This is a genomic window from Pseudomonas sp. LW8, from assembly GCF_041956865.1.
In the GTDB taxonomy this organism is placed as follows: domain Bacteria; phylum Pseudomonadota; class Gammaproteobacteria; order Pseudomonadales; family Pseudomonadaceae; genus Aquipseudomonas; species Aquipseudomonas siliginis.
On sequence record NZ_CP168138.1, the window covers coordinates 3,713,912 to 3,730,472 of the forward strand.

General features: G+C 61.9%; 18 protein-coding genes and 2 pseudogenes. 7 read left to right on the forward strand and 13 right to left on the reverse strand.

Annotated features, from left to right (window positions below):
- Positions 1-269 precede the first annotated feature (269 nt).
- The 3 genes from AB9L16_RS16740 to AB9L16_RS16750 all read right to left on the reverse strand — a co-directional run bounded on the left by AB9L16_RS16740 (position 270) and on the right by AB9L16_RS16750 (position 2,409).
- Positions 270-1,226 carry a zinc-binding alcohol dehydrogenase family protein gene (locus AB9L16_RS16740; protein ID WP_150634877.1) on the reverse strand — a complete coding sequence of 319 codons (957 nt, stop codon included), beginning with the start codon at positions 1,224-1,226 and terminating at the stop codon, positions 270-272.
- 30 nt (positions 1,227-1,256) lie between these two features.
- Positions 1,257-1,430, reverse strand: a complete 174-nt coding sequence (locus AB9L16_RS16745; RefSeq protein WP_375122425.1) for a DUF1427 family protein — start codon at positions 1,428-1,430, stop codon at positions 1,257-1,259.
- 211 nt (positions 1,431-1,641) lie between these two features.
- Positions 1,642-2,409 (reverse strand): helix-turn-helix domain-containing protein, encoded by a 768-nt coding sequence (locus AB9L16_RS16750; protein ID WP_150634876.1) that lies wholly within the window; start codon positions 2,407-2,409, stop codon positions 1,642-1,644.
- A gap of 146 nt (positions 2,410-2,555) precedes the next feature.
- On the opposite strand from AB9L16_RS16750, the gene AB9L16_RS16755 reads away from it, so the two are divergent.
- The gene (locus AB9L16_RS16755; RefSeq protein ID WP_016775403.1) at positions 2,556-2,783 is read left to right on the forward strand and encodes a DUF6555 family protein; all 228 of its coding nucleotides are present in this window, start codon (positions 2,556-2,558) and stop codon (positions 2,781-2,783) included.
- Positions 2,784-2,832: 49 nt separating this feature from the next.
- Positions 2,833-3,105, forward strand: a complete 273-nt coding sequence (locus AB9L16_RS16760; protein ID WP_056791362.1) for a hypothetical protein — start codon at positions 2,833-2,835, stop codon at positions 3,103-3,105.
- Between the two features lie 22 nt (positions 3,106-3,127).
- Here AB9L16_RS16760 and AB9L16_RS16765 read toward each other — a convergent pair whose 3' ends face one another.
- The 3 genes from AB9L16_RS16765 to AB9L16_RS16775 all read right to left on the reverse strand — a co-directional run bounded on the left by AB9L16_RS16765 (position 3,128) and on the right by AB9L16_RS16775 (position 4,831).
- A complete protein-coding gene (locus AB9L16_RS16765; protein ID WP_016775405.1) occupies positions 3,128-3,295 on the reverse strand; it encodes a metallothionein in 168 nt (55 codons plus the stop codon).
- A 594-nt stretch (positions 3,296-3,889) separates the two neighbouring features.
- Positions 3,890-4,342, reverse strand: coding sequence for a DMT family transporter (locus tag AB9L16_RS16770; protein ID WP_236169375.1), 453 nt, complete (start codon positions 4,340-4,342; stop codon positions 3,890-3,892).
- 3 nt (positions 4,343-4,345) lie between these two features.
- Positions 4,346-4,831 (reverse strand): DMT family transporter, encoded by a 486-nt coding sequence (locus AB9L16_RS16775; RefSeq protein ID WP_110603826.1) that lies wholly within the window; start codon positions 4,829-4,831, stop codon positions 4,346-4,348.
- Between the two features lie 113 nt (positions 4,832-4,944).
- Here AB9L16_RS16775 and AB9L16_RS16780 point away from each other — a divergent pair, with 113 nt between their 5' ends.
- Positions 4,945-5,880 (forward strand): LysR family transcriptional regulator, encoded by a 936-nt coding sequence (locus AB9L16_RS16780; protein WP_375122426.1) that lies wholly within the window; start codon positions 4,945-4,947, stop codon positions 5,878-5,880.
- Positions 5,881-6,081: 201 nt separating this feature from the next.
- On the opposite strand, the gene AB9L16_RS16785 is transcribed toward AB9L16_RS16780, so the two are convergent.
- From AB9L16_RS16785 to AB9L16_RS16795, 3 genes and pseudogenes are all read right to left on the reverse strand, one after another.
- On the reverse strand, positions 6,082-6,903 hold the full coding sequence (locus AB9L16_RS16785) for a methyl-accepting chemotaxis protein (RefSeq protein WP_370695145.1): 822 nt from the start codon (positions 6,901-6,903) through the stop codon (positions 6,082-6,084).
- A gap of 36 nt (positions 6,904-6,939) precedes the next feature.
- Positions 6,940-7,764: pseudogene (locus AB9L16_RS16790) on the reverse strand (cache domain-containing protein); the annotation flags it as partial.
- Positions 7,765-7,966: 202 nt separating this feature from the next.
- A complete protein-coding gene (locus AB9L16_RS16795) occupies positions 7,967-9,283 on the reverse strand; it encodes a Na+/H+ antiporter family protein (RefSeq protein WP_024013513.1) in 1,317 nt (438 codons plus the stop codon).
- A 1,569-nt stretch (positions 9,284-10,852) separates the two neighbouring features.
- On the opposite strand from AB9L16_RS16795, the pseudogene AB9L16_RS16800 reads away from it, so the two are divergent.
- Both AB9L16_RS16800 and AB9L16_RS16805 read left to right on the forward strand, forming a co-directional pair.
- Positions 10,853-10,999 (forward strand): annotated as a pseudogene (locus AB9L16_RS16800) (HAMP domain-containing protein); the annotation flags it as partial.
- 102 nt (positions 11,000-11,101) lie between these two features.
- Positions 11,102-11,857, forward strand: a complete 756-nt coding sequence (locus AB9L16_RS16805) for a methyl-accepting chemotaxis protein (protein ID WP_370593523.1) — start codon at positions 11,102-11,104, stop codon at positions 11,855-11,857.
- A 204-nt stretch (positions 11,858-12,061) separates the two neighbouring features.
- Here AB9L16_RS16805 and AB9L16_RS16810 read toward each other — a convergent pair whose 3' ends face one another.
- From AB9L16_RS16810 to AB9L16_RS16825, 4 genes are read right to left on the reverse strand one after another with little or no spacing between them, the layout of a single operon-like run.
- Positions 12,062-13,375, reverse strand: coding sequence for a sensor histidine kinase (locus AB9L16_RS16810; RefSeq protein WP_375122427.1), 1,314 nt, complete (start codon positions 13,373-13,375; stop codon positions 12,062-12,064).
- Positions 13,372-14,040: a response regulator transcription factor gene (locus AB9L16_RS16815; protein ID WP_252876626.1), complete on the reverse strand. Its 669-nt coding sequence runs from the start codon at positions 14,038-14,040 to the stop codon at positions 13,372-13,374. Before AB9L16_RS16815 ends, AB9L16_RS16810 begins: the two co-directional genes overlap by 4 nt.
- A 3-nt stretch (positions 14,041-14,043) precedes the next feature.
- Positions 14,044-14,355, reverse strand: a complete 312-nt coding sequence (locus AB9L16_RS16820) for a PepSY domain-containing protein (RefSeq protein ID WP_016775413.1) — start codon at positions 14,353-14,355, stop codon at positions 14,044-14,046.
- Positions 14,355-14,663, reverse strand: coding sequence for a PepSY domain-containing protein (locus AB9L16_RS16825; RefSeq protein WP_016775414.1), 309 nt, complete (start codon positions 14,661-14,663; stop codon positions 14,355-14,357). Before AB9L16_RS16825 ends, AB9L16_RS16820 begins: the two co-directional genes overlap by 1 nt.
- A gap of 290 nt (positions 14,664-14,953) precedes the next feature.
- Between AB9L16_RS16825 and AB9L16_RS16830 the strand changes: the two genes are divergently transcribed.
- Together AB9L16_RS16830 and queD are read left to right on the forward strand one after the other, a co-directional pair.
- Complete coding sequence (locus tag AB9L16_RS16830; protein ID WP_375122428.1) at positions 14,954-16,033, forward strand: patatin-like phospholipase family protein; 1,080 nt, start codon at positions 14,954-14,956, stop codon at positions 16,031-16,033.
- 85 nt (positions 16,034-16,118) lie between these two features.
- The gene (queD, locus tag AB9L16_RS16835) at positions 16,119-16,475 is read left to right on the forward strand and encodes a 6-carboxytetrahydropterin synthase QueD (protein WP_007915588.1); all 357 of its coding nucleotides are present in this window, start codon (positions 16,119-16,121) and stop codon (positions 16,473-16,475) included.
- Positions 16,476-16,561: the final 86 nt, after the last annotated feature.

Below are 16,561 nucleotides of genomic sequence, written 5' to 3' on the forward strand. Positions count from 1 at the left end.
CACCTGTCCCTGTGTCTGATTGAATGACGGGACTGTGCAACGGTGCACTGCAATGGGTGAAGTCAGAGGTTTCCCTGTTTTGCCGGTCTGCGAGCGAAAAGGACGTGGCCCACAGAGAAACGCCCGGGATCCTACGGAAATGATCCCGAATCCTATGTATTTCCCCTGTGGGAGCGAGCCTGCTCGCGAAAGCGGTGTGTCAGTCGGCGAATGTTTAACTGATCCACCGTCATCGCGAGCAGGCTCGCTCCCACAGGGATTTGCGTGAGTCAGGGCAGCAAAATGATCTTGTCGCCACCGCCCTGATTGACCTCTTCATAGCGCGCCGGCCCTTCAGCCAGCGGCACTTGCATCAGGCCCTGCGGCAGCGGCAAGCGATCCTCATCGAAGAAGCGCCCGAACTGCTCGAGCATCGCCGCGCACGCCTCGACGCCGTACAACAACGAGTTGATCCCGACCACCGAGCCGCCCTTGCGATACAGCGCCAGCGCCGGCAATTGCACATGGCCGTCGACCGGTGCGGCGATGATGGCGATGCGGCCGAAGGTCGCCAGTGCCGCCACCGAGGCGGGCAGCCAGAAACCGGTGGTGTCGAAGATCACATCGGCGCCGCCGCGATACACCGCGTTGACCTGGGAACCGAGGTCTTCTGGCTTATCCAGTTGAATCGTCTGATAGCCCTGCTGCTGCAGATCGGCTACCTGCTCGGGCCGGCGCGCCGCCGCCAGCAATTGCGCGCCGCGCACTTTTGCCAGGGCCAAAGCCGCGGTTGCCACTGCCCCGCCGCCGATCACCAGCAAGCGCGTGTCGGCGCTGACCAGGCTGCGTTCCAGCGCATCCCACGCCGTGGTGTACGGCACGCCAAGGCTGGCCGCCTGAGCGAAACTCAAATGCGCCGGTTTGTGCGCCACGCCACGGGCCGGCAATTTGACGAATTGCGCATGTGCGCCGTCGGCGAAGAAGCCCAGCTCGCGCCCGGTACCCCAGACTTCCTGACCGATCAACGCTTGCGGCCCCTCGACCACCACCCCGGCAAAATCCCGCCCCGGAACCCGTGGCAGTGTGGTGTAGGGAAAACGCCCGAGGACGTTTTTCACATCGCTGGGATTGAGCCCGGCAGCCTTGATCTGCACCAGCACTTCATCGGCGCCGGGCACCGGGGTCGGAACGTCGACGAAACGCAGGGAAGACAGGTCGCCGGTCTGATCGAATTGCAACGCTTTCATGGGCACATCCACCGAAAAGAAAAAGGAAATTCAGGACACCCAGCCAGCGACCAGTTGCCGGCCCAACGGCCACAACTGCTCACCGGCCAACATGCCGAGCAGACCGATTAGCGCGATGGCCGGTGGGGCGGGAGAACGGAAATCGAGCGCGCCGTAGAGCAGGCCGACGCCCAGGCCGATGGCCAGAGAAATGAGGTAGTTCATGAAAGGAACTCCGCCGCGATAAGTGATGGGCAGAGTCTAGGGAAACGGGCGGAGCGGTATCGGCCAAGGACTTCTGAATTTCGGACAAACCTTCTGCAGCCGCCATAGAACCGTGTGGGAGCGAGCCTGCTCGCGAATGCGGTCTTCCAGTCAGCACTTCATTGCCTGGTGCAAAGCTTTCGCGAGCAGGCTCGCTCCCACATGGATCTGTTCAAGTTGCCGAGAATTGCGAAGGCGCTACGCCAAGTTCCCGGCGAAACATGTCGCTGAAACTGCTCGGTGAATAACCCAGTTCGCGAGCAATGACGCTCACCGCCACGCCTTGAATCAACGCCGCCACCGCCGTCGCCAACTGCACCTGCCGTCGCCATTCGGCGAAGCCCATGCCGAGGCTGTCCTTGAACAACCGCGCCAGGGTGCGCACGCTGGCCCCGGCGTTCTGCGCATGCTGCTCGAACGGGATCTCCAGCGACGGCGCGGCCATCACCGCCTGACACAGATTCATCAGACGCCGGTCGGACTCGTCCGGCAGTGGAATCTTCAACTGCGAACGCCTGGCCCGGCGCAGTTCCAGCAATGCCAGCCCGACCAGTGCATCGTAATACTCAGCCTCGCCGTCATCGCCCTGCGCCACCAGTCCGACGATCAACTCGCGCAGCAGACCACCGACTTCGATCACCTGCACCGTCGCATCCAGCGTCGCCGCCAGCGCCGGGCGCAGGTAGATATTGCGCATCTGCAAATCCGACACCACCCGAATCCCGTGCGGCACCCCCGGCGGCAACCACACCGCCCGCTGCGGCGGCACCACCAGCGCTTCGTGCGGGGTTTCGACCCACATCACCCCGCTCATCGCATACAGCAACTGCCCCCAGACATGCTCGTGCGGCTCGATGAACAAACCACGCGGATACGTCCGCGCCAGCGGTTGCACGGGCACATCGGTGTCGGTCAGATCAGGGGGCGCGGCGAGGGCCATGGCGAACGTTCACAGGGGGTTGGCGAAGCCGCCATGGTAACCAGCACGCCGCGCACTCGCCAACGATAGATACCGTCGGACAATCCGAATGAATTTTCCCGGCACAGCGCGATCCGTTTAATACCACAGGGAGGAATTCGGGCTTTATGAACAACGCAAAACTTTACGTCATCGACTACACACTGCATGGCACCCCCAAGTCGTTCATTATCCGCTCGGACAAAATGGACAACGCCGAAGCCTGGCATTGGGCAAGCTGCGACGCGGGCGTGGGTCGCATCCCGCGCTTCGGCCGCGAGAAAGTGCAAAAGACCAGCAAACCGATGGCAGAAAAATTCGGCCTGGAAAACGTCACCTGGCGCCAGACCAACTGACCCCACCGCCTCCACCGCAGGCTTGGCAATCGACAGGGGGAATCGACCGATGACCGACACTTATCACACGGCCCGACTGGACTACGGCCTGACCACCTTCTTCGGCCAGATCACCAAAACGGTGAATTGCGCAGTCGCACTGGAAACGGTCGCGGATGACCCTTACCGCTTCACCTTGTGCGTCCAGGCACCGGTACCGGAAGACCTCCACCAAGCCAAGGTTGTGGTGGTCAAGGTCGAAGGGCGAACACTGCAAGGCACGGTGAGGCACTTTGAACGACAGGAAGACGACAGTCTGAAAATGGAAGTGGAGCCTGATTAGGCTCCACTTTTTTTTGCCGCGCTTATTTCGGATGAGCGCAACCGCAGCCCTTCATCGCACATTCTTCACCGTGTTTGTGGTGATGAGCGCAAGCCTCGCAGCAATAGTGTTTACCGTGTACAGCGTAGGAATGTTCGCCTTCTTTGATCGTGCAGTTGCAGCCCGGGCAGTCGCATTTTTTATCGGACATGGGACAGACTCCTTGCGTGGTGGTTGTCTGAGGCTTGAGTGGTAAGCCGTAGAGGACAGTGTGGAAGGTGGTGTTGCAGGCTGACCAACTGTTGAGAGATTGGGCGACGCAGAGATGGCTTTCGCGAGCAGGCTCGCTCCCACCAGAACGACATCGCGCTGCACAGACCTGCACATGACATCAAAAGCCCCTCACCCTAGCCCTCTCCCTGTATGTACCGAATCCATAATCGATAAGGTCTTTCAGTTCGCTGTATAACGCGAAACAACTCGGTCGGCTCCCTCTCCCTCGGGAGAGGGCTGGGGTGAGGGGCGAATCCCGGCACAAAACCAAAGCCAGACACCACCCGCTCCTAACCACTCAACACAATGAGCGCAAGCTCGAGTACCGCCCTTGATCTTGCCGTGCCGGCCCCATCGGCAGGCTGAGTGGAGGGATCGATCCCGCAGCGAAGGAACCCCGAGCCCCAGCGAGCGGGCCGAACGCCGGGGCCAAGCCTTTTGGTTACTTTTTGGCGTCTGAAAAAGTGACCCGCTGTAAGAGCGGAACCGTAATCAGCAACAACCGCAGCAACGGATATGTACTCAAATCCAATCACTCAGAACGCAAACTGCTCCGATACATAAACACCAAAGCCACCGCCAGACACACCATCGCCAACATCCGACTCGGAGACAAGCCGATCGCCGGATTCCCCAACCAGCCAAAATTGTCGATCAACATCCCCATCCCCAACTGCCCGACAATCACCGCCACCGTCGCCACAGCCGTCCCGACCACCGGCACCGCGCCAACCATCACCATCATGTACACCACACCAAACAGCGCCCCGGTCAACTGCCACTTCGGCACCTCAAGCAGACTTACCGCCTGCGCCGGCTCGAAAAACAGAATCAACAACCCGGTCACCACTGCGCCCACCGCAAAGGTCAGCAGACTGCTACGCAGCACCCCCACCGTTTCACCCAGACGCCCATTGATCGCGGCCTGCACACTCAACACCGCACCGGCCAATACCACTACCGCCAACAAAATCACCAGACCCATCACTCACCCCCGCGCAATCAGAACCAAAGCCACCACAATCAAGCCCAACGCCAGCCAGCGCTCGCCGTTGACCTTCTTGCGCGTCGCGCCGAACCAGCCGAAATGGTCGATCAGCACACTCTTGCCGACCTGACCGGACAAAATCGCAATCATCGTCATGGCAATGCCGATGTGCGGCGTCGCCAGCGTCAGCACCACCACGTAGATCGGCCCGAGAAAACCGCCGATCAACTGCCAGCGCGGCAGTTCGGTCAGCGCCGGCCCTTTTTGCGGACCGGCAAACAGCAACAGCAAAAACAGGATCGCCGAACCCACGCCGAAAATGCTCAACGTCGCCCACAAATGCCCGACCTGCTCACCCAGCGGCCCGAGCAATCCGGCTTCTACCGACAAGCCCATGCCAGCGAGAATCACCAGCGGCAGCAACAGCAGACGCAACACCGAGCTTTTCACCGGTGCAGCAACCACCCCTTCATCCAACGTCTGCATACATAACCTTCCACGCTCAAAAACAATGGCGCGGATTATCGGCTGGCGCCGCTGTGCGATAAATGGGAGCATCCGGACAACACTTTTGCGCAACACGCACAGCGAGACACGGCATGCACGGGCTCAACGAACTCGGATTCAAAGCGTTAAGGCTGTTTGTGGCGGTCCTCGACCACGGCAGTTTTTCCGAAGTCGCCCGCCGCGAAGGGGTCGCGCCCTCCTCGATTTCGCGGCAGATCCAGTTGATGGAACAGGCGCTGAACCAGCAATTGCTCTACCGCCACACCCGCGCCGTCACCCCGACCGAAGCCGGGCGCACGCTCGGCCACCATGCGCGGCTGCTATTGGTGCAACTGGAGGAAGCCGAACAGGCGTTGCAGGAGCAGCAAAGCGAACCCACCGGACTGGTGCGCATCAACGCCCCGGTGGTGTTCGGCCAACGCCATCTGACGCCCTGGCTGGGCGAGCTCTGCGCGCGCTATCCGAAGCTGCAACTGGATATCCAGCAAACCGACCATTACATCGACCCGCTACAGGAAGGCGCCGACCTGCTGTTTCGCATCGGCGCGCTGCACGATTCGAGCATGCAGGCACGCATTGTGGCGCCGCACCGTTTTCAGGTCGCCGCCAGCCCGGCCTATCTCAAACGCCACGGCACGCCGCAGCACCCGGACGAACTCGCGCAGCATCAGTGCCTGGCCTACAAAGGCGCGGCCGGTCAGCAGCGTTGGTTTTTCCGCCGTGATGGCGAGGACTGGACGCCGTACACGGTCAGAGGCCCGATCACCGGCAACCACGCCGACACCCTGACCCAGGCCGCCCAGCAAGGCTTAGGGCTGGTGATGTTTCCGTCGTGGCTGATTGGCGAAGCGGTGCGCGAGGGCACGCTGGTGCCGGTGCTGAGGGAGTATCAGGTGTCGAACAGCCTGGAACCGCAGCAGATCGCGGTGCTGTGGCCGGGGAGCCGACGGTTGTCGGTGAAGGTGAGGACGGTAATTGATTTTTTTGTCGAGTGCTTTGGCGAGATTCCTTATTGGGACAGAGCCTGAAGATCAAGAGCCCCCTCACCCTAGCCCTCTCCCTGAGGGAGAGGGAACCGACCGAGGTGTCCCACCTACTGCATCGACCTGAAAAACCGCGTCGATTATGGATTCAAAGCAGGACTTTCAGGTCGGCGTAATCCCGCAATATTCCCCAATCGGTTCCCTCTCCCTCTGGGAGAGGGCTAGGGTGAGGGGCTTTTCAGGCCATCAGATACGGAACTGCCCCACCAGCTTGCCCAACCGCTGCCCCAGCTCCGCCAGACTGCGCGACGTTTGCGCGCCCAGTTGCGTTTCATCGGCGACGCTGTCCACCGCCACGGCAATCTGATGCACGCTGCGGTTGATCTCTTCGGCCACCGCCGTCTGCTCTTCCGCTGCGCTGGCGATCTGCGCGTTCATCGAGTTGATCGTCGCGATCAACTGCGCCATGGCGTCCAGCGATGCGCCAGCCTGATTGGCTTGCTGCGAAGTGCCGTCGCCGGCCTCGCTGGAACGGCGCATCGCTTCGACCGCCTGCTGCGTGCCGGCCTGCAAGCGGTCGATCATGCCCTGGATTTCCTGGGTGCTGATCTGCGTGCGGCTGGCCAGTGCGCGTACTTCGTCCGCAACCACCGCAAACCCGCGCCCGGCCTCACCGGCGCGCGCCGCTTCGATCGCGGCGTTGAGCGCGAGCAGGTTGGTCTGCTCGGCAATCGAACGAATCACCCCAAGCACGCCGACAATCGAACTGACGTCCTGCTGCAGGCTGTCCAGCGACACGCCGCTGTTGCGGATGTCGTCGACCAGTGCATGAATCTGTTTGATGCTGCCCGCGACCACGCGCTTGGCGCTCTGGCCTTCTTCGTCGGTCTGCTGAGCGGCGACGGCGGCGTTCTGTGCGCTCTTGGCGACTTCCTGGGCGGCGGCGGACATTTCGTTGATCGCCGTGGCGACCTGATCGGTTTCGTGGCGCTGACGCTCCATGGCCTGATCGGAACGCTGCGCCTGTTCCGAGACCTGGGTGACCAGACCGGTCAGTTGCGTGGTCATCTCGGTGATCTGCCGCACCAGGCCGTGGATCTTGTCGACGAAACGATTGAACGAGCCGGCCAGTTCGCCGAGTTCGTCCTGGCTGGTGATGTTCAGGCGTCGGGTCAGGTCGCCCTCGCCCGCCGCGATATCATCGAGGTTGGCTTTCATCAGGGTCAGCGGGCGCAGAATGGTGTTGGCCAGCAGCATGCCCGCCGCCGCGATCACCAACAGCACCAGCACCGCAACGCCGACAATGCTCAGCACCACGCCTTGCACGCGCTCCTGCACTTGCGCCTCGACCTGCGCCACTTGCGCTTCGATGCCGTCGAGGTTGACCGAAGTACCGACCGCCATGTCCCACTTCGGCAGGTATTCGGTGTAGCCGAGTTTCGGCACCAGCACCTTGGCGTTACCCGGCAGCGGTGAGCTGTATTGCAAATAGTGGGTGCCGTCCTTGGCCACTTTGACCAGGCCGAGGTTGACGTAGACGCCGTTCGGATCGCGGTTGTCCTTGAAGCTTTTGCCCACGCCATCGGGGTCGTTGGCCTTGAACAGGCGCACGGTTTCGGAGTCGTAGCCGAAGAAATAGCCGTCCTTGCCGTAGCGGATGCCCGAGAGCAACTTGATCGCCTGCGCCCGCGCCGCGTCGTCGCCCGGTGCGGCGGCGTCGTACAGCGGTTTGATCGTGGTCATGGCCACGGCGACGTAACTTTGCAGGGTGGCTTTGGCGTCGCTGAGCAGCCGCTCGCGGGTCTGTTCGACCTCCTTGCGCGCCTGTTCCTGGAGGATGAACAGCGTGGTCACGCTGATGACCAGCGCAAAGAGCAGCACCGGCAGAACGGCAAGGGACAGGACTTTAGCCTTGAGACTCAGGCGCATCGGGGGACTCACTCTTTTGATTTTGTTGGCGTGGTTAAAGGCTTTAACGGCACGCCGGGGCAAAAGTTGAGTCTTGAAACATCGCCGCCCCCCCTGTGGGAGCGAGCCTGCTCGCGAAAGCGTTGGCTCAGCAACCTGTGTGTCGACTGACACGACGCCTTCGCGAGCAGGCTCGCTCCCACATGGGGCAATTGTGGATTTTTTAGAGAACCATCGCCGCCACCCAGCCAAACACCAGCAGCGGCAGGTTGTAGTGCAGGAAAGTCGGTACGACGGTGTCCCAGATGTGGTGATGCTGGCCGTCGATGTTCAGGCCGGAGGTCGGGCCGAGGGTCGAGTCCGAGGCCGGTGAACCGGCATCGCCCAGCGCACCGGCAGTGCCAACGATGCAGACGATGGCGATCGGGCTGAAGCCCAGTTGCACGCACAACGGCACGAAAATCGCTGCGAGAATCGGCACGGTAGAGAACGACGAACCGATGCCCATGGTCACCAGCAAGCCCACCAGCAGCATCAACAAAGCCCCGACGCCTTTGCTGTGATTGATCCAGGCTGCCGACGATTCGACCAGCGTCTGCACCTGCCCGGTGGCCTTCATCACTTCGGCAAAACCTGAGGCGGCGATCATGATGAAGCCGATCATCGCCATCATCTTCATGCCTTCGGTGAACAGATCATCGGTCTCGCGCCATTTGACGATGCCCGACACCGAGAAAATCAGGAACCCGACCAGAGCGCCGATAATCATCGAGTCCAGCAGCAACTGCACCACGAATGCCGAAGCGATGGCCACACCGGCAATCATCAGGCTCAGCGGGTTGTAGTGCACCGCCGTCTGCTCGACCTGTTCGATTTTGGCCAAGTCATAAACGCGCTTCTTGCGATAGCTGATAAACGCCATCGCCAGGCCGAAAACCATGCCCAGCGCCGGAATGCCCATGGCGTGGGTGACATTGATGCCGCTGATGTCGACGCCGCTGCGGGCGACGTTGGCGAGCAGGATTTCGTTGAGGAAGATGTTGCCGAAACCCACCGGCAGAAACATGTACGGGGTGATCAGGCCAAAGGTCATGACGCAGGCGATCAGACGGCGATCGAGTTGCAGCTTGGTCAGTACATATAGAAGTGGCGGCACCAGCAGCGGAATGAACGCGATATGGATCGGCAGGATGTTCTGCGAGGCAATCGCCACCACCCACAGCAGGCCGATCAGCAGCCATTTGACGTTACCGCCGCCGGTTGCGTGCTGCCGATCCACCATCGCCAAAGCCTTGTCGGCCAGCGCATGGGCCAGGCCGGACTTGGCGATTGCCACGGCGAACGCGCCGAGCAAGGCGTAGGACAACGCCACCGTCGCGCCGCCGCCCAGACCGCTGTTGAACGCCTTGAGTGTTGCGTCGATGCCCAGACCGCCGGTCAGGCCACCGACCAGCGCCCCGACGATCAGCGCGATCACCACATGCACGCGCGACAGGCTGAGGATCAGCATGACGCCGACGGCTGCTATGACTGCATTCATTTCACTACCTCAAAAAACACTGCGGGTGGAAACACACCGCCAGACAGGATGAGTCCGCCCGGCGCTGGCCGGCGGATTTGTATGAAGGGTCTTATTAGAGGGCGCGCACTGTGCCGCAGAGTGGCGGCGCTGTCAAAGCCCTGTGGCGAGGGGATTTATCCCCGTTGGGTGGCGAAGCCGCCCCCGGCAAACTTTAAATCAACCCTGTACGCAGGTGTCACGACTGCTTCGCAGCCGAACGGGGATAAATCCCCTCGCCACAGGACTACAGGACTACCGGACCACAGGACCACAGGACCACAGGACTACAGGACCACAGGCCCCGCATGCGGCAATCGGTCATATTGCGCTCACGGCATAAAGAAAGCCGAAACGCGGCCGCTACAGTGCAAAGTCTCAGATATTTATCGGATAAGGATGTTTTCCATGGCGCTCAGACAACTTTCCATCCAGTGGAAAATCACCCTGCTCGCCGGCCTCTGCCTGGCCGGTATCGTGACCCTGTTGGTCGGTCTTTCGCTGTATCGCATGGAACACAGCTCGGCGCTGGTCAAGGCCTCGAGCATGGAGATGCTCACCGAATCGGCGCAGGCGCGGATCGAATCGCAAGGTGAAGTGCAGGCCGCCGGCATTCGTCAGCAATTCATGGACGCCTATCAGTACGGCCACGGTTTCTCGCGGCAGGTACTGTTTTTGCGTGAGCAGGCCGAGAAGCGCTTTCTCGATGCCTTCGACCTGCGCGAGGACATGACCCGTCAGGTCAAATCCGCGCTGCAAGCCAACCCGGATCTGCTCGGCCTGTCGCTGGTGTTCGAAGCCAATGCGCTGGACGGCAAGGACGAACTGTTCGCCGATCAGGCTGAACTGGGCAGCAACGACAAGGGCCGTTTTGCCCTGTACTGGTCGCAGCCGACCCCGGGCAAAGTCACCTCGATGGCGCTGCCGGAAAGCGACATGAGCGACACCAGCACCGGCCCCAGCGGTCAGGCCGCCAACGCCTGGTTCACCTGCCCGCGCACCACGCTCAAACCCTGCGTGATCGAGCCGTACTTCTATGTCATCGATGGCCAGAAAGTGCTGATGACCAGCATCGTCTTCCCGCTGCAGGTCAATGGCAAAGTCATCGCCTCGCTGTCGGTCGACATCAACCTCAATAGCCTGCAAGCGATCAGCCAGAACGCCAGCCGCAAGCTTTACGACGGTCAGACTGCCGTCAGTATCGTCAGCCCCGCCGGCCTGCTCGCCGGTTACAGCCCGGATGCCGGCAAACTCAGCCAGCGCCTGGATGCGGTGGATCAGGCCAGCGGCAGCGAGTTGCTGCGCCTGCTCGCCTCGAGCACTGGCGTGAGCAGCCTGCACAGCAACGGCCAGTTGAAAGTGCTGTCGCCGTTCCAGCCGATTCCCGACGGACCGGCGTGGGGTGTGTTGCTCGATGTGCCGGAGCAAGTCCTGGTCAGCCGCGCCGAAGCGCTTAAGCAGCAACTGGATGCGAGCAATACCTCAGGCACGCTGATCGAACTGAGCCTCGGCCTGGTCGCCGCGCTGATCGGTCTGCTGCTGGTGTGGCTGATGGCGCGCAGCGTGACCAAGCCGATCCTCGGTGTGGCGCACATGCTTGAAGACATCGCCAGCGGCGAAGGCGATCTGACCCGGCGCCTGGCCTACGACAAGCAGGACGAGCTCGGCCAGTTGGCCGGTTGGTTCAACAAGTTCCTCGACAAGTTGCAGCCGATCATCGCCGAGGTGAAGCGCTCGGTGCAGGACGCGCGCAACACTGCCGACCAGTCCTCAGCCATCGCCACCCAGACCAGCGCCGGCATGGAGCAGCAATACCGTCAGGTCGATCAGGTCGCCACCGCGTCCCACGAAATGAGCGCCACCGCCCAGGACGTCGCGCGCAGTGCCGCCCAGGCCGCCGAAGCCGCCAAGGACGCCGACCGCGCCACCCGCCAGGGTCTGACCGTGATCGACCACACCACCGCGAGCATCGACACCCTCGCCGCCGACATGAGCGCAGCGATGGTTCAGGTCGAGGGCCTGGCCGCCAACAGCGAGAAAATCGGCACGGTGCTGGAAACCATCCGCGCCATCGCCGAGCAGACCAACCTGCTCGCACTCAACGCCGCCATCGAAGCCGCCCGTGCCGGTGAAGCCGGACGCGGTTTTGCCGTGGTCGCCGATGAAGTGCGCAACCTCGCGCGCCGCACTCAGGAGTCGGTGGAGGAAACCCGCCAGGTCATCGAGCAATTGCAGAACGGCACGCAGGAAGTGGTCGGTGCGATGGGCAACAGCCATCGTCAGGCCCAGGGCAGCGTTGAGCAGGTGGGCCAGGCTGTCACGGCGTTGCGGCAGATCGGCGATGCGGTGACGGTGATCAGCGACATGAACCTGCAAATCGCCAGTGCTGCCGAAGAGCAGAGCGCAGTGGCTGAGGAGATCAACAACAACGTGGCAACGATTCGCGATGTGACCGAGTCGCTGTCCGGGCAGGCCAATGAATCGGCGCGCGTGAGCCAGTCGCTCAACAGCCTGGCGAATCAGCAACAGCGGTTGATGGATCAGTTTCGCGTTTGATGCACAAGTGCGGGGTGTCAGTTGCAATCCCCCCTCACCCCAGCCCTCTCCCCCCAAGGGGGGCGAGGGGGAAAGGGAGCCGATCTTCATGCCATTCAAGTCCTGAGTTCGACTCGGATTTCAAGTGGGTGAATCTCTCAAGAACAACACAATCAGTCCCCTCTCCCTCTGAGAGAGGGTTAGGGTGAGGGGCTTTTCAAGGGCTCACCGCCGAGGCAGTTCAATCACCACTTTCAACCCGCCCCACTCGCTTTCGCCCAACACCAGCAAGCCACCCCACGTTTCGACAATATCCCGCACGATCCCAAGGCCGAGCCCATGCCCGTGGGTCTGCTCATCCAGCCGCGTGCCACGGCTGAACACCTGAGTGCGCTGCTCTTCGGGAATCCCTGGCCCATCATCTTCCACGCTCAGGGCAAAGCCGTCAGACCTTTCGATCACACTCAAGCGCACTTCGGCATCGGCCCATTTGCAGGCGTTGTCGAGCAGGTTGCCGAGCAGTTCGAGCAAATCCTCGCGGTCCCACGGCAGCTGCAAACCCGGCGGTGCGACGTAGCTCAAGGCCAGATGCTCGCCGTGAATCATGTTCAAGGTCGCCAGCAACCCTGGCAGCTCGGCATCGCAATCAAACAACGCGCCGGGCAGCGCATCCCCCGACAACCGCGCGCGATTGAGTTCGCGATTGAGGCGCTGCTGCACCTGCTCCAGTTGTTCCTTGAGAATCCTGCGCAGCTCGGGATGGTCATCAAGCTTGTCGCTGGAGGCCAGGCTGAGCAGCACCGCCAACGGGGTTTTCAGCGCGTGGCCAAGGTTGCCCAAGGCATTGCGCGAGCGCTTGAGGCTGTCTTCGGTGTGGGCGAGCAAATGGTTGATCTGCGCCACCAGCGGCTCCAGCTCCACCGGCACCTGATCGTCGAGTTGCGAGCGCTGGCCCTGCTGCAACTGAGCGATCTGCTCGCGCGCGCGTTCCAGCGGTTTAAGGGCGCGGCGTACGGTCAGGCGTTGCAGGAACAGAATCAGAAGCAACGCCGCCAGCCCGAGGCCGAGGCCGATCTGGCGCATGCGCTGGAAACTGTCGCTGACCGGCGTGTAATCCTGGGCGACGCTGATCGAGATCGACTGACCCAGGCGTCGATAGTCCGAGCGCAGTATCAGCAGGCGTTGCCCGCCCGGGCCTAGTTGCAAGTTGCTGTGCAGCCCCGGGTGCTGCAGCAACGGCAGTTCCTGATCCCACAGCGAGCGCGAACGCCAGTGGCTGTCGGAGAAATCGATGCGAAAGTAGTGCCCGGAAAACGGCCGCTGATAGGCCGGCGAGAGATGCCGCTCATGCAATTGCAAACCTTGCGGGCCGCGCACCAGCGCAACCAACAGGCTTTCGCTGTCGTTGCGCAGGCCGGCTTCGAGGTAGCGCTGCAAACCGACTTCGAACAACCACAGGCTGGTTTGCGCCAGCACCAGACCGACCACCACCATCACGCTGATCAGACCCAGGCTCAAACGGCGCTGGATTGATCTCATGAAGCTTGTCCGCCGAACAGGTATCCCTGACCGCGACGGGTTTCGATCACGCTTTTGCCGAGCTTGCGCCGCAGGTGATTGACGTGGACTTCGAGGACGTTGGAGTCACGCTCGGTCTCACCGTCGTAGAGGTGTTCGGCGAGGTGGCTTTTCGAGAGGATCTGCTCGGGGTGCAGCATGAAATAGCGCAGCAGGCGGAATTCAGCGGCGGTCAGCTGGATGTCGGCGCCGTCGCGAACCACGCACTGGCGGCCTTCGTCCAGATGCAGGCCGGCGGCTTGCAGGGTCGGCTGGTTGGACTGGCCCTTGGAGCGACGCAGCAGCGATTGAATGCGCAGGTACAGTTCTTCCGGGTGGAACGGTTTGGTCAGGTAATCGTCAGCGCCGGCCTTCAGCCCTTCGATGCGCTCGGCCCAGGAGTCGCGCGCGGTAAGGATCAGCACCGGAATCGCCAGACCGGCCGCGCGCCACTGCGCCAGCACGTCCAGCCCCGGTACGCCGGGCAGGCCGAGATCGAGGATGATCAGGTCATAGGGCTCGCTGCTGCCCTGATACACCGCGTCACGACCATCGGCCAGCCAATCCACCGCGTAGCCTTGGCGCTGCAGGCCAGCGAGCAATTCGTCGGCCAGCGGTACGTGGTCTTCCACCAGAAGCAAACGCATCGATCAATCTTCCTTGTCTTTGACTAACTCGCCGGTATCGGCCTTCAGGTGCAGCTCGCGCGCCACGCCTTCGACCGTCAGCAATTCGACTTCGTAAATGTACACGTCGTGTTTTTCTTCCAGCTCGACTTCCAGCAGTTTGGCGCCGGGGTAGCGATCCATGGCCTGCTGCAGCACTTGCTCCAGCGGCAGGATCACGCCATCGCGACGCAGGGCCAGCGCCTCGTCCTGATCGAGGTCGCGAGCCATGGCCGTACTGCACAACAACACCAGCGCCAGCGCCGTCAGGCGGGTGGCGCGACTATTCAGCTTCATTACGTATCCTGATGATCCCTGAGCACTTCACCATCGACCGCGTTCAACTCCAGATCCCACTTCAGCCCTTTCGGGTCGCGCAGTTCGATCTGGTAAATGAACTTGCCGTACTCTTCCTCCAGCTCGGTTTCGGTGATTTCCGAACCGGGGTGTTTTTCCAGGGCGATGGCGTTGAGCTTCTCGAAGGAGACGATAGTACCAGCGTCGCGCAAACGAAGCGCTTCGTCAGGTCCGAGATCGCGCGCCAGCGCAGTGTTGGCGCCAAGGCCGAGGATCGAGGCAGTGGTCAGGGCAGTCAGGGTTTTCATGGTGTCTCCGAATTCTTATATGTTGCTTACGGTGGGCACCATAGCGAGGTCAACTTAACTGAAACTGAATGGCCATCATTGTGCCCCATTGCTGGCAAGCTCCCCTGTGGGAGCGAGCCTGCTCGCGAAGGCGCAGTGTCAGCTGCAACGATGTTTCTGACCCACCGCTTTCGCGAGCAGGCTTGCTCCCACACTGGTTTGCGTCTGCCCCCCTTGTGGGGCAGGCTCACTCCGACATGGGCCTGCAACATGTGCTTATAATCGCCAGCTTGCTAACGATCGAGACCGGTATGACCGCCATCCACATCAAGTTTCCTGCTCTCACCATAAAGGCCGGCCCACGGGCCATGGCGCGGATTCGTGCGCAGGGTTTGCACGCCGCGGACGTCGGCACCCTGCCCGGTGCGGCCGGTGGGCCGAAGGCGTTGGGGATTCAGGGGCTCGATCTAGCGTTGTTCGGCGAGTGGCTGCCGAGTGCGCCGCGTGAGCGTTCGCTGATCGGCGCCTCGGTGGGTTCCTGGCGCTTCGCCAGCGCCTGCCTACCGGACGCCGCCGAAGGCATTCGCCGCCTCGGTGAGCTATACGCCGAGCAGCATTTCAACAAAGGCGTGACCATGGCCGAGATCAGCCAGAGCTCGCAGCGCATGCTCAATGACCTGCTCGACGGCCGCGATGCGAGCATCCTTGAAAACGCCGATTACCGCTTGAACATCATGGTGGTGAAAAGCCAGGGCCGCCTCGCCGAAGACCATCGCGGGCGCCTCGGTCTGGCGCTGGGCTCGGTGATCGCCGACAACCTGCGCGGTCGTGCGCGGCTGTCGCGACACTTTGAGCGGCTGATCATCCACGACCCGCGCCTGGCGCCGCCGCTTGATGCCTTGACCGATTTCCCCTCGCGTTTCGTTGCCCTCAATACCGGCAACCTGCGCCAGGCCCTGCTCGCTTCCGGGTCGATTCCGATGGTGATGGAAGGCGTGCGCGACCTGCCCGGCGCCGGCGCGGGTACGTTCCGTGACGGCGGCCTGCTCGACTACCACCTCGACCTGCCCTACAGCGGCGACGGCATCGTGCTCTATCCGCACTTCACCGATCGGGTGATTCCCGGCTGGTTCGACAAGACCCTGCCATGGCGCCGCGCTTCGGTGCAGCGTCTGCAGGATGTGCTGCTGGTCGCGCCATCAAAGGAATATCTGGCGCGCCTGCCCTACGGCAAACTGCCCGATCGCAACGACTTCAAACGCTTTATGGGCGATGCGCCGAGCCGGCAGAAATACTGGCACACGGCGATGGACGAGAGCCGTCGACTGGGTGACGAATTCCTCGAGCTGACGGCCAACGGTCGCCTCGCCGAGCGCTTGCTGACCCTTTAGTCAGCACGGCCGAAGACAAGCTGATAAACTCGCCGCCTGCCCGAATCGCTGCGGCGAACGCCATCTGAACAGAGCCGAAAATACCGTGGAAATCTTCAAAGAGTTTACTTTCGAATCCGCCCACCGCCTGCCGCACGTCCCGGACGGCCACAAGTGCGGCCGCCTGCACGGCCACTCATTCAAGGTCGCGCTGCACCTGAGCGGCGACCTCGACCCGCACACTGGCTGGATTCGCGATTTCTCCGAGATCAAAGCGATTTTCAAGCCGCTGTATGAGCGTCTCGACCACAACTACCTGAACGACATTCCTGGCCTGGAAAACCCGACCAGCGAAGTGCTGGCCAAATTCATCTGGAATGAGATGAAGCCATTGCTGCCGGAACTCAGCGCGATCCGCATTCATGAGACGTGCACCAGCGGCTGCATCTATCGCGGCGAATAAGCACCACACATCTCCCCCGCCCCTGTGGGAGCGAGCCTGCTCGCGAAAGCGCCGTTCCAGTCAATTTATTCGGTGACTGACACTCC

What these genes read in the sequence shown, in the direction of transcription:
- AB9L16_RS16740 (WP_150634877.1), bottom strand. Translation starts at nt 1,226, where the DNA reads ATGAAAGCGTTGCAATTCGATCAGACCGGCGACCTGTCTTCCCTGCGT.
- AB9L16_RS16745 (WP_375122425.1), bottom strand. Translation starts at nt 1,430, where the DNA reads ATGAACTACCTCATTTCTCTGGCCATCGGCCTGGGCGTCGGCCTGCTC.
- AB9L16_RS16750 (WP_150634876.1), bottom strand. Translation starts at nt 2,409, where the DNA reads ATGGCCCTCGCCGCGCCCCCTGATCTGACCGACACCGATGTGCCCGTG.
- AB9L16_RS16755 (WP_016775403.1), top strand. Translation starts at nt 2,556, where the DNA reads ATGAACAACGCAAAACTTTACGTCATCGACTACACACTGCATGGCACC.
- AB9L16_RS16760 (WP_056791362.1), top strand. Translation starts at nt 2,833, where the DNA reads ATGACCGACACTTATCACACGGCCCGACTGGACTACGGCCTGACCACC.
- AB9L16_RS16765 (WP_016775405.1), bottom strand. Translation starts at nt 3,295, where the DNA reads ATGTCCGATAAAAAATGCGACTGCCCGGGCTGCAACTGCACGATCAAA.
- AB9L16_RS16770 (WP_236169375.1), bottom strand. Translation starts at nt 4,342, where the DNA reads ATGGGTCTGGTGATTTTGTTGGCGGTAGTGGTATTGGCCGGTGCGGTG.
- AB9L16_RS16775 (WP_110603826.1), bottom strand. Translation starts at nt 4,831, where the DNA reads ATGCAGACGTTGGATGAAGGGGTGGTTGCTGCACCGGTGAAAAGCTCG.
- AB9L16_RS16780 (WP_375122426.1), top strand. Translation starts at nt 4,945, where the DNA reads ATGCACGGGCTCAACGAACTCGGATTCAAAGCGTTAAGGCTGTTTGTG.
- AB9L16_RS16785 (WP_370695145.1), bottom strand. Translation starts at nt 6,903, where the DNA reads ATGACCACGCAACTGACCGGTCTGGTCACCCAGGTCTCGGAACAGGCG.
- AB9L16_RS16795 (WP_024013513.1), bottom strand. Translation starts at nt 9,283, where the DNA reads ATGAATGCAGTCATAGCAGCCGTCGGCGTCATGCTGATCCTCAGCCTG.
- AB9L16_RS16805 (WP_370593523.1), top strand. Translation starts at nt 11,102, where the DNA reads ATGGAGCAGCAATACCGTCAGGTCGATCAGGTCGCCACCGCGTCCCAC.
- AB9L16_RS16810 (WP_375122427.1), bottom strand. Translation starts at nt 13,375, where the DNA reads ATGAGATCAATCCAGCGCCGTTTGAGCCTGGGTCTGATCAGCGTGATG.
- AB9L16_RS16815 (WP_252876626.1), bottom strand. Translation starts at nt 14,040, where the DNA reads ATGCGTTTGCTTCTGGTGGAAGACCACGTACCGCTGGCCGACGAATTG.
- AB9L16_RS16820 (WP_016775413.1), bottom strand. Translation starts at nt 14,355, where the DNA reads ATGAAGCTGAATAGTCGCGCCACCCGCCTGACGGCGCTGGCGCTGGTG.
- AB9L16_RS16825 (WP_016775414.1), bottom strand. Translation starts at nt 14,663, where the DNA reads ATGAAAACCCTGACTGCCCTGACCACTGCCTCGATCCTCGGCCTTGGC.
- AB9L16_RS16830 (WP_375122428.1), top strand. Translation starts at nt 14,954, where the DNA reads ATGACCGCCATCCACATCAAGTTTCCTGCTCTCACCATAAAGGCCGGC.